Raw genomic sequence first — 10,649 nt, 5'->3', positions numbered from 1 at the left:
GCGGGCGGACCTGTGTGTCCGCCCGCGCCCGTGTTGAGAGGTACAGGCAATGACATCTACGGCAGTTGCGGGGAGACCCGCGCCCGTCCTCGAGGTGCGCGACATAGTCAAGACTTTCGGTGGCGTCACCGCGTTGGGCGGGGTGTCGCTCGACCTGCTCCCCGGTGAGGTGCTCTGCGTCGCCGGTGAGAACGGCAGCGGCAAGTCCACCCTCATCAAGATCATCTCCGGGGCGGAGAGGCCCGACTCGGGCGAGATCGTGGTGGACGGCACGACCTTCACCTCGATGGACACCACCGACGCCATCAAGAGCGGGATCCAGGTCATCTACCAGGACTTCTCCCTCTTCCCCAACCTCACCGTCGCCGAGAACATCATGTTCACCACGGCCGTCGGCGCCCGGCGCAAGCTCTACAACGCGCGCGCCACCCGGCCGGCCGCCGAGCAGATCGTCAGCGACCTGGGCCTCGCGCTCGACCTGGACGCCACCGTCGAGACCCTCTCGGTGGCCGACAAGCAGCTCACGGCGATCTGCCGGGCGCTCGTCCAGGACGCCCGCGTCATCATCATGGACGAGCCCACGACGGCGCTGACCCACAGCGAGGTGGCCAGGCTGTTCGCCATCGTCGAGGGCCAGCGGGCCCGCGGGGTCGCCTTCATCTTCGTCTCGCACAAGCTCGACGAGGTGCTGGCGATCTCCGACCGGGTCACGGTCCTGCGCTCGGGCGCCCACGTCGTCACCAGGCCGGCCGCCGAGCTGGACCTGCGCTCCATCACCGAGCACATGACCGGCCTCCAGGTGGACGACTCCCGCCAGGTGAGCGAGCTCGCCCCGGACGCCCCCGCGGTCCTCGAGGTCGAGGGACTCACCCTGCCGGGCGCCTTCCACGACGTCTCCTTCACCCTGCGCCGCGGTGAGATCCTCGGGCTCACCGGGCTGCTCGGCTCGGGACGCACCGAGATCGCCGAGTCGCTCTTCGGCGTCCACCCCTACGAGTCCGGCTCGGTCATCGTCGACGGCACCCCGACCGCGCTGCGCAGCATCGACGACGCCGTCGCCGCGGGCATCGGGTATGTCCCGGAGGACCGCCTCACCCAGGGGCTCTTCCTGGAGCACTCGATCGCGGACAACATGATCGCGAGCTCGGCGGACCGGCTGCGCACCCCGTGGCGCACCCTCGACCGGTCGGCGATCCGCACGACCATCGACACGCTCTTCACGCGCCTGCGCGTGAAGGCGCCGAACGTGGACGCCCCGGTCCGCTCGCTCTCCGGCGGCAACGCCCAGCGGGTCGTCCTGGCCAAGTGGCTGGCACGCCAGCCCAAGGTGCTCATCCTCAACGGCCCCACGGTGGGCGTGGACGTGGGGTCGAAGTCCGAGATCCTCGACATCCTGCGCGACCAGGCGGCCGACGGGATGGGCGTCATGGTCATCTCCGACGACGTCCCCGAGCTGGTCTCCTCCTGCCACCGCGTCCTGGTGGTCCGTCACGGCCGGATCGTCGACGTCCTCGAGGGCGACGACGTCGAGGTCGACAGCATCCGGAAGAAGGTGGCCGCATGAACGCGGGCAGGACAGCTACTCAGGTGTGGGTGCGACGCCTGCGCGGGCAGAACAACGAGGGCATCCTTGCCCTCGTCCTCATCGTGCTCGTCATCGGGATGTCGATCGCCAACCCGACGTTCTTCACCATCCCGACGGCGTTCGGCATCCTGCGCAGCGCGATCGTGCCGATGATCTTCGCGCTCGGCGTGCTCCTCGTCATCATCTCCGGCGGCATCGACATGTCGTTCGCCGCGATCGCGGTGTTCGCGGCCTACACGACGATCAAGGTGCAGCTCTCCGGAGAGTTCGACCTCGGCCTCGTCGGCTCCTTCGTCCTGGCGATCGTCATCGGCGCCGCGCTCGGGTCGATCAACGGCTTCCTCATCGCCAGGTTCCGACTCCCGACGATGATCGTCACCCTCGGCACCCGGGGCATCTTCACCGGCGCCCTCCTCACCTACGTCGGGTCGCGGTACATCGCCGACCTGCCGACCGGGATGGCGTCGATCTCGACCAAGAACCTCGTCGGGGTGGCCGCCGAGACCGGCAACGCCTACCTCCACGTCCTCGTGGTGCCGACGCTGGTCCTCATCGTGCTGGTCGCCTGGATCCTGCGCCGGACCATGTTCGGCCGCAGCATCTACGCCATCGGCGGCGACGCCGAGGCGGCCCGCCGGGCCGGCATCCGGGTGGTTCGGGTACAGGTGTGGATGTACGTGCTGGTCGGCATGATGGCCGCCGTCGGCGGGATGGCCTACATGATCATGGGCCGCAGCGGCACGCCCCAGGAACTGGTGGGCGACGAGCTCGACATCATCGCGGCCGTCGTCCTCGGCGGTGCGTCGATCTTCGGTGGCCGCGGCTCCGTGGGCGGCACGGTCATCGGCGTCCTCCTCATCCAGGTGATCAACAACAGCCTGATCCTGGCCGGTGTCCCCAGCGCCTGGCAGCGCACCGCCGTCGGGCTCCTGCTCGTCATCGGTGTGGGCGTCCAGGCGCTCGCCGCCCGACGCTCCGCCCGGATCGTGCGGACGATCGACGACGCCCCCCACGGGGGCTCTGCGGCCGACAGCGACGACCTCAAGAAGGTGACGGCATGAACGACACGCAATCCGGATCGGCGCGGCGGCTCAACAGCTCAGTCGACCAGCGGTGGAAGGAGCTGCTCGGCCGGGTCCAGGTGGACCACAGCGCCCGGCGGATGCTCCTGCTGGTGGTCGGGGCCTTCGCGATCTTCACCGCCCTCAACCCGACGGTGTTCCTCAGCGCGATCAACCTCCAGAACATCGCCCTCGCCTCACCCGAGGTGGGCCTGCTCGCGCTGGCGATGATGCTCGCCATGCTGTCGGGCGGCATCGACCTCTCGCTCGTGTCCATCGCCAACCTCACCGCCATCACGATGTCGACGCTCTACACGACCATCGCGGCGACCGACCCCGCGCAGGCGGAGTCCATGTTCCCGGTCATCCTCGTCATCGGTCTCGCCGTTGGCGTGCTGGGCGGGTTCGTCAACGGCGTCCTCGTCGCCTGGGTCGGCATCACCCCGATCCTCGCGACGCTCGGCACCATGCAGATCTACAACGGCATCGCCGTGGCCTGGACCGGCGGCAAGACGCTGTACGGGGCCCCCGAGGCCCTCACCGGCATCGGGCAGTCGACCGTGGGCGGCGTCCCGACGCTGTTCATCATCTTCATCGTCGTCGCCCTCGGGGTCGGGCTCATCGTCGGCCGCACGCCGCTGGGCCTCAAGGTCACCCTGCAGGGCGCCAACCCGAGCGCGGCCCGCTTCTCGGGCATCAACAGCACCCGGGTGCTCATGGGGACCTACCTCCTCACCGGCCTGCTCGGCGGCATCGCCGGCATGCTGTTCCTCGGGCGCAACCCCACCGCCTCGGCCGACTACGGAGCTTCCTACGTCCTGCTCGTCGTCGTCATCGCGGTCCTCGCAGGGACCAACCCCAACGGCGGCTACGCGACCGTGTTCGGCGTCGTCCTGGCCACCCTCACGCTCCAGATCGTCCAGAGCGGGTTCACCGCGATCCGCCTGTCGGCCTTCGAGTACGCGATGGCCCAGGGCCTGATCCTCGTCGCCGTCATGGTCATCGACCAGATCAGCTGGCGTCGACGCCGCCCCAGAGCGAAGCCGGCCGCGGCCTCACCGAGCGTGGCCACCGGCGTCTAGGACGCCTCGCCCCCACCACTTACCTGATGAGAAAAGGAACGGTCATGAAGAAGATCATCAACAAGCCCGAGGACTTCGTCGACGAGATGATCGAGGGCATCCTCCTCGCCCACCCGGACCAGGTGAAGACCCCCGGGGACGACCTGCGCATCCTCGTGCGCGCCGACGCCCCGGTGGCCGGCAAGGTCGGCATCGTCACCGGCGGCGGCTCCGGCCACCTGCCGCTCTTCAAGGGCTACGTCGGCAAGGGCCTCGCCTCGGGCGTCGCCATCGGCAACGTCTTCAGCTCGCCCAGCTCCCAGCAGTGCTTCGAGGCGACGAAGGCGGTCGACGGCGGCCGCGGCGTCCTCTACCTGTACGGCAACTACGGCGGCGACGTCTTCAACTTCGACCTCGCCGCGGACCTCGCCGAGCTCGAGGACATCGAGACTCGCACGGTCCTCGGCCGCGACGACGTCGCCAGCCAGCCGAAGGAGCGCAAGCACGACCGCCGCGGCGTGGCGGGCATCTTCTTCGCCTACAAGGCGGCCGGCGCCGCAGCGGAGCGCGGTGACAGCCTCGACGAGGTCGCCGCCGTCGCCGAGGACGTCGTGGAGCACACCGCGACCATGGGCATCGGGCTGTCCCCGACCATCCTGCCCACCACCGGCGAGCCGAGCTTCGAGGTGCCCGAGGGGGAGATGGAGGTCGGCATCGGCATCCACGGCGAGCCCGGCGTCCACCGCGGTCCGCTCGAGACCGCCGACGAGATCACCGAGCGCCTCGTCACCGCCCTCGTCGAGGACCTCGAGCTCTCCACGGGTGACCGGGTGGCCGTGCTCGTCAACGGCATGGGCGCGACCCCGCTCGAGGAGCTCTACGTCATGTACCGCCACGTCCACACGATGCTCGCGGACCGTGGCGTGACCATCGCCCGACGCTACGTCGGGGAGTACGCCACGAGCATGGAGATGGCCGGGGCGTCCATCTCGCTGCTGAAGCTCGACGACGCCCGCCTCGCCCTTCTCGACGCGCCTGCGGCGTCCCCGTTCTTCCAGGAGGTCTGACCCATGCACTCCAGCGAACTCATCAGCACGATCCAGCGCAGCCTGACCGAGCTGGTCACCTACGCCGACGAGCTGCGTGACCTCGACCAGGCGCTCGGTGACGGTGACCTCGGGATCACCATCTCCCTCGGCGCCAACGCCGTCATCGAGGCGCTCGGCGAGATCCCGGACGGTGCGACGCCGGCAGAGATCGCGCGCGCCACCGCCAAGGCGTTCGCCAACGCCAACCCCTCCACCATGGCCGCGCTCGTGGCCGGTGGACTGCTGGCGGGGTCCAAGGCGTGGGCCGACGTCGAGGACGTCGACGTCGCGGCAGCCGCGACGTTCGTCAGGGCGGCCGGGGACAACATCGCCCAGCGCGGCAAGACGCAGCTGGGGGACAAGACGATCCTCGACGCGATCGTGCCCGCCGCCGACGCCCTCGCCGGGGCGCCGGACGGCGCCACCGGGCTCGCGGCGGCCATCGCGGCGGCGGACAAGGCCGTCGTCGAGACCCGTGACCTGCAGTCCCGTCGCGGTCGGGCGTCCTGGCTGCAGGAGCGGAGCATCGGTCTGCAGGACCCGGGCGCCACGGCGATGCTGCGGTTCCTGCAGTCCTGGCAGCGGGCCGCCGCCATCACCGCGCGATGAACACCGTCGCCGTCCTCGGCCTGGGGACGATTGGCCGTGGCATCGCGGCCAACCTGGTCGCCGCTGGGCACACCGTCACGGTCTGGAACCGCACTGCCGGTGTGGTCGAGGTCGGCGGCACGCATGTGGCGCCGACGATCGCTGACGCCGTCCGTGGTCAGGACGCGGTCCTCGTCTGCCTGTCCGACGACGCCGCGGTCCGCGCCGTCGTCCTGGGGGAGGACGGCGTGCTCGCCCACGTCGCGGCACCCACGGTCGTGGTGGACATGTCCACGATCAGTGTCGCCCTCAGCGAGGCAGAGCACGCCGCGTTCGCCGAGCGCGGCATTGAGATGCTCGACGCGCCGGTGTTCGGCTCGAAGGGCGAGGCGGCCGTCGGCGGGTTGTGGGTGGTGGTCGGTGGCGACGCCGAGACCCTCACCCGGGTGCGGCCGGTGCTGGAGGCCGTCAGCGCATCGGTGCACCACATGGGACCGGGCGGTGCCGGCGCACGCATGAAGTTGGTGGGCAACCTCCTCGTCGCGGCACAGCTGCAGTCCCTGGGGGAAGGGCTCACGCTCGCGCGGGCTGCCGGACTGGACCTGCGCAGGGTGCTGGAGGTCGTTGCGGTGGCGGACTTCCGGACGCCCATCTACGACGGCGTGGGAGCGGCTGTCCTGGCCGGCGACTACACGCCGGCGTTCGCGCTGCACCTCATGCGCAAGGACGTCGGTCTCATCGAGGAGCTGGCACGGCAGGTCGGCGCGAAGGTCCCCGGGGTGACGGTCGCGGCGCAGACGCTGGACGCTGCCCTGGCGGCCGGTCTCGGTGATCTCAACGCCTCGGCGCTGATCCGAGTGCTGGCCGAGGAGGCCGGCGTGGAGCTCGCTGCGGACTGAGTCCGTGGCGCGGGTGGGTGAGTGAGGGGTCGGGTCCTTAGGACCCGGCCCCTCACGGCCTGCCGACGGCTCGGTCGTCGGCGTCACCCTGCGCCCTGGCCGCCCCCTGGTCCCCTCGCAGCCACTGCTGTACCATTTGGTACGCGGAAGGTGTGGTGACACCTCCGCACCCGCGATTGGGGGCAGAGATGACGGGGATCCTGGCGCATCGCGAAAGGCCCGGCGGTTCCGCCGGGCGGCGACTTCCACCGGAGGCGCATGCCGACCAGCCCTGGATCATCCACAAGGTCGCGCCGGACTTCCGGCTCGAGGACGTGTGGTCGATCGACGTGCACGGGGGTGCCGACGAGCTCCCGCGCCTGGTCGCGACGTTCGCCACGGACGACTTCCCCGAGAGTGCGCCGCTCCTCGTCCGCGGACTGTGGAAGGCGCGCTGGGTCATCGGTCGCGCCCTCGGCTGGGACGGGCCGGACGATGGCCTCGAGAGTCGCGTGGCCTCGCTGCGCGACCGCCTCCCCGACGACGTCCCGCGGGTCGCCTTAGGCCGCGACCTGCCCGGGGTCGCCTTCCTCACCCTGTACGAGACCCGCGAGGAGTGGGCCGCCGAGATCGCCAACGCGACCGTCCATGCCGTCATGCACCTCGGCTGGGTCCCTGACGGCAAAGGCGCCCATCGCGGCCAGATGGCCGTCCTCGTCCGCCCCAACGGCCGGCTCGGTCGCCTTTACATGGCGGCCATCAGGCCGCTGCGCTACCGCGTGGTGTACCCCGCGCTGCTGCGGGGCATCGAGCGGCGTTGGGCCGAGGGTGCCGCGCCTCGGCAGGCGGAGTCCCCGACCGATCTCGTCCCCGCTCCCGAGGGGCGGCGCGCGGCAGGCGGTGCGGGCCGGTCGCTGGCGCGGAACTTGCGGGACCGGTGGTGGTCGAACCGGCTGCCCGAGGCGGAGCACACCGATCGGGCCTGGCGGATCCACGAGATCGCGCCGGACTTCGAGGTGGAGGACGTGTGGGTCTATCGCACGCCGGGAGCCGGCCCCGACGACTTCCCCGTCATGCTGGCCGCGCTCCGTGCGGCGGGCGGCCTGAACGAGAACCCGCCGCTGGTGCGCCTCCTGTTCGCGGTGCGCTGGAAGCTCGGCGGGCTGCTGGGCTGGGACACGCCTGGTGCCGGTCTCTCCGGACGCGTCGACTCGCTGCTGGACCGACTGCCGGCGGACCTGCGGCAGGATGCCGCCGGGGAGGCGGTGCCCCACACCCCGTTCACCCTCGTGTACGAGCTCGCCGACGAGTGCGTGATCGAGCTGGCGAACAAGACGGTCCATGACCTCACGCACCTGGGTTGGGTCCCGTCCGAGCGCGGTGGCTACGAGCTGCGCATGGCCGCGCTGGTCAAGCCCAACGGCCGGTTCGGGCGGATGTACATGAAGGCGATCAAGCCGTTCCGGTACCTGATCGTCTACCCGGCTCTCACCCGGAAGTGGGAGCGCGCCTGGCGCGAGCGGCACCGGTACGTCGGGCACGCCGGTAGTGCTCGGACCTGAGGCGCCGTTCGACAGGTGCAGGCCTCTCCCTCCCTTGCGGGGGCACATCCCGCGGCGCATCCTGGACGCACGTCTCGTGGTGCCACGGATCGTCTCCACGCGTTCGTGAGTGAGGAGGCCCCATGGTCGTCGTCGGACTCGTCCTCGCGTGCCTCGCCGCGCTGGTGCACGTCTTCATCTTCTACCTCGAGTCCTTCGCGTGGACGGGCGAGCGGGCGCGCCGGATCTTCGGCACCGGCTCGGCGCTGAAGGCGGAGGCGACCCGCGAGCTCGCGTTCAACCAGGGCTTCTACAACCTCTTCCTCGCCCTCGCGGTGTTCCTCGGGACAGGGCTCTACGCCGCCGGGTACGAGGACGTCGGGGCGACACTCGTGTTCACCGGCGCCGGGTCGATGGTCGCCGCCGCGCTCGTGCTCCTCCTGTCGAGCCCGGACAAGGCCAGCGCCGCGCTCAAGCAGGGCGTCGTGCCGCTCCTCGGCGTCATCGCCCTCACCGTCGGGCTCCTCACCGCCTGAGGACGACGGGATATCCCGTTGCCCGTCCTGGCGCGCCCTCACTAGCGTCCCGCCATGGCCACGAGGCTGGACAACGTCGCGATCGCGGTGCGCGACCTCGAGGCCGCGGTCGCGTTCTTCACCGATCTCGGCCTCACCGTCCTGGGCCGGGACACGGTGAGCGGGGAGTGGGCCGACACCGCCGTCGGGCTCGACGGCAACCACGTGCGCCTCGCCATGCTCCAGACGCCCGACGGCCACGGACGCCTCGAGCTCCTCGAGTACCTCCACCCGCCGGCCATCGAGACCGAGCCGACCCGTCCGAACGAGATCGGCATGCACCGGGTCGCCCTCGCCGTCGATCACCTCGACGCCGCCCTCGAGGTGGCAGCCCGGCACGGCTGCCACCCGCTGCGCGGCGTGGCGCGGTACGAGGACGCCTACCGGCTCACCTACGTGCGCGGCCCGAGCGGCATCATCGTCATGCTCGCCGAGGAGCTCGGGCGGCCCTGAGGACCCGCCGGGCGGCGCCATCGCGAGCCGCCGGCCACAGCGAGGCCGAGGTCACGGGACGGGAACGTCGCAGGGAAGCGCGCGGTCGGTCGAGTGCCTGCCCGGTGCGAGGATTGACCTGTGACAGCGACCCTCGTGACCCACGGCCTGGCCGGCGGGTACGGCCATCGCACCCTGTTCGACTCGCTCGACCTGACCATCGCCCCGGGAGACGTCCTCGGGGTGGTCGGCGCCAACGGCGCGGGGAAGTCCACGTTGCTCAGGCTGCTCGCCGGCAGGGACCAGCCGCAGGCGGGGGCCGTCACGCTGTCGCCGCCGGACGCCTTCGTCGGCTGGCTGCCCCAGGAGCACGAGCGCGTCGTCGGGGAGACCGTGGCCGAGTACATCGCCCGCCGCACGGGGTGCGCCGAGGCGACCAGGGACCTGGAGGCCGCGGCGGCGGCGCTCGGTGACCCGTCGCTCCTCGAGGGCAGCGGGGTCGACCCGGCCGATGCGTACTCCTCGGCGCTGGACCGCTGGCTGGCCTGCGGTGCCGCCGACCTCGACGAGCGCATCCCGGACGTGCTCGCCGACCTGGGCCTGGACCTCGGCGGGGCTCCCCCCGAGCAGGCGCTGATGACCTCACTGTCCGGCGGACAGGCCGCGCGGGTCGGGCTGGCGGCGCTGCTCCTGTCCCGGTTCGACATCGTGCTGCTGGACGAGCCGACCAACGACCTCGACCTCGACGGTCTCGAACGCCTCGAGGCCGTCGTACGCGGACTCCGTGGCGGGGTGGTGGTCATCAGCCACGACCGTGAGTTCCTCGCGCGCTGCGTGACGCGGGTGCTGGAGCTCGACCTGGCCCAGGGCACGAACCGGGTGTTCGGTGGTGGCTACGACGCGTACCTGGAGGAGCGGGAGACCGTCCGCCGCCACCAGCGGGAGAAGTACGAGGAGTTCGCCGACAAGAAGGCCGACCTCGTCTCGCGGGCCAGGACCCAGCGGGAGTGGTCGAGCCAGGGCGTGCGCAACGCGATGAGGAAGGCGCCGGACAACGACAAGATCAGGCGCAAGGCCTCGAGCGAGTCGAGCGAGAAGCAGGCGCAGAAGGTCCGGCAGATGGAGAGCCGCATCGCTCGGCTCGAGGAGGTCGAGGAGCCTCGCAAGGAGTGGCAGCTCCGGTTCACCATCGGGTCGGCGCCGCGCTCCGGGTCGGTCGTCTCGACGCTCAGCCAGGCAGTCTTCCGGCAGGGCTCCTTCACGCTCGGCCCGGTGTCGTTGCAGGTGAACGCGGGGGAGCGGATCGGCATCACCGGACCGAACGGCGCCGGCAAGTCGACGCTGCTCCGAGCGCTGCTCGGCCACCAGCTGCCGGACGAGGGGACCGCGAGCCTGGGGGCCGGCGTCCACATCGGTGAGATCGACCAGGCGCGCGCGGTGCTCGCCGGGTCCCAGCTCCTCGCGCCGGCCTTCGAGGCGCTCGTCCCGGACATGGCGTCCGGGGAGGTACGCACGCTCCTGGCGAAGTTCGGGCTCAAGGCCGACCACGTCAACCGCCCCGTCGACGAGCTGTCTGCCGGGGAGCGCACGCGGGCCGGGCTGGCGCTGCTGCAGGCTCGTGGCGTCAACCTGCTCGTGCTCGACGAGCCGACGAACCACCTCGATCTCGCGGCCATCGAGCAGCTCGAGCAGGCGCTCGAGTCCTACGACGGAACGCTGCTGCTGGTGACCCACGACCGGCGGATGCTCGCCACCGTACGCACCGACCGGCGGTGGCACGTCGAGGCGGGCCAGGTCACCGAGCTGTAGGGCGGGCGCACCTGCCCGTTCCGCTGACGCC

Annotated in this window: 10 protein-coding genes; all 10 read left to right on the top strand. The window is 71.1% G+C overall.

Annotated features, from left to right (window positions below; genetic code table 11):
• Positions 1–94: 94 nt before the first annotated feature.
• The 10 genes from FHE66_RS06640 to FHE66_RS06595 all read left to right on the top strand — a co-directional run bounded on the left by FHE66_RS06640 (position 95) and on the right by FHE66_RS06595 (position 10,618).
• A complete protein-coding gene (locus FHE66_RS06640) occupies positions 95–1,564 on the top strand; it encodes a sugar ABC transporter ATP-binding protein (RefSeq protein ID WP_255303631.1) in 1,470 nt (489 codons plus the stop codon).
• The gene (locus FHE66_RS06635) at positions 1,561–2,646 is read left to right on the top strand and encodes an ABC transporter permease (RefSeq protein WP_139072183.1); all 1,086 of its coding nucleotides are present in this window, start codon (positions 1,561–1,563) and stop codon (positions 2,644–2,646) included. The genes FHE66_RS06640 and FHE66_RS06635 overlap by 4 nt, the downstream gene beginning before the upstream one ends.
• The gene (locus FHE66_RS06630; protein ID WP_255303630.1) at positions 2,643–3,728 is read left to right on the top strand and encodes an ABC transporter permease; all 1,086 of its coding nucleotides are present in this window, start codon (positions 2,643–2,645) and stop codon (positions 3,726–3,728) included. The genes FHE66_RS06635 and FHE66_RS06630 overlap by 4 nt, the downstream gene beginning before the upstream one ends.
• 44 nt (positions 3,729–3,772) lie before the next feature.
• Entirely contained in the window at positions 3,773–4,774 is a 1,002-nt protein-coding gene (locus FHE66_RS06625; protein WP_139072182.1) for a dihydroxyacetone kinase subunit DhaK, read from the top strand.
• A gap of 3 nt (positions 4,775–4,777) precedes the next feature.
• On the top strand, positions 4,778–5,404 hold the full coding sequence (locus FHE66_RS06620) for a DAK2 domain-containing protein (protein WP_139072181.1): 627 nt from the start codon (positions 4,778–4,780) through the stop codon (positions 5,402–5,404).
• Positions 5,401–6,282 carry an NAD(P)-dependent oxidoreductase gene (locus tag FHE66_RS06615; protein WP_139072180.1) on the top strand — a complete coding sequence of 294 codons (882 nt, stop codon included), beginning with the start codon at positions 5,401–5,403 and terminating at the stop codon, positions 6,280–6,282. The genes FHE66_RS06620 and FHE66_RS06615 overlap by 4 nt, the downstream gene beginning before the upstream one ends.
• A gap of 188 nt (positions 6,283–6,470) precedes the next feature.
• The gene (locus FHE66_RS15850) at positions 6,471–7,823 is read left to right on the top strand and encodes a DUF2867 domain-containing protein (protein ID WP_255303629.1); all 1,353 of its coding nucleotides are present in this window, start codon (positions 6,471–6,473) and stop codon (positions 7,821–7,823) included.
• Between the two features lie 122 nt (positions 7,824–7,945).
• Positions 7,946–8,338 (top strand): DUF1304 domain-containing protein, encoded by a 393-nt coding sequence (locus FHE66_RS06605; RefSeq protein WP_139072179.1) that lies wholly within the window; start codon positions 7,946–7,948, stop codon positions 8,336–8,338.
• Positions 8,339–8,392: 54 nt separating this feature from the next.
• Complete coding sequence (locus FHE66_RS06600; RefSeq protein ID WP_139072178.1) at positions 8,393–8,830, top strand: VOC family protein; 438 nt, start codon at positions 8,393–8,395, stop codon at positions 8,828–8,830.
• 120 nt (positions 8,831–8,950) lie between these two features.
• The gene (locus FHE66_RS06595) at positions 8,951–10,618 is read left to right on the top strand and encodes an ABC-F family ATP-binding cassette domain-containing protein (RefSeq protein WP_139072177.1); all 1,668 of its coding nucleotides are present in this window, start codon (positions 8,951–8,953) and stop codon (positions 10,616–10,618) included.
• The last annotated feature ends 31 nt before the right edge of the window (positions 10,619–10,649 follow it).

It is taken from the genome of Georgenia sp. 311, from assembly GCF_006151955.1.
GTDB lineage: Bacteria > Actinomycetota > Actinomycetes > Actinomycetales > Actinomycetaceae > Oceanitalea > Oceanitalea wutianyii.
The sequence above is the reverse complement of the archived record's forward strand: the minus strand, read 5'-3'. Positions and strand labels throughout refer to the sequence as shown.

Excerpts from the sequence above, each read along its gene's own strand:
- FHE66_RS06635 (WP_139072183.1), top strand. The coding sequence starts at position 1,561 with ATGAACGCGGGCAGGACAGCTACTCAGGTGTGGGTGCGACGCCTGCGC.
- FHE66_RS06630 (WP_255303630.1), top strand. The coding sequence starts at position 2,643 with ATGAACGACACGCAATCCGGATCGGCGCGGCGGCTCAACAGCTCAGTC.
- FHE66_RS06625 (WP_139072182.1), top strand. The coding sequence starts at position 3,773 with ATGAAGAAGATCATCAACAAGCCCGAGGACTTCGTCGACGAGATGATC.
- FHE66_RS06620 (WP_139072181.1), top strand. The coding sequence starts at position 4,778 with ATGCACTCCAGCGAACTCATCAGCACGATCCAGCGCAGCCTGACCGAG.
- FHE66_RS06615 (WP_139072180.1), top strand. The coding sequence starts at position 5,401 with ATGAACACCGTCGCCGTCCTCGGCCTGGGGACGATTGGCCGTGGCATC.
- FHE66_RS15850 (WP_255303629.1), top strand. The coding sequence starts at position 6,471 with ATGACGGGGATCCTGGCGCATCGCGAAAGGCCCGGCGGTTCCGCCGGG.
- FHE66_RS06605 (WP_139072179.1), top strand. The coding sequence starts at position 7,946 with ATGGTCGTCGTCGGACTCGTCCTCGCGTGCCTCGCCGCGCTGGTGCAC.
- FHE66_RS06600 (WP_139072178.1), top strand. The coding sequence starts at position 8,393 with ATGGCCACGAGGCTGGACAACGTCGCGATCGCGGTGCGCGACCTCGAG.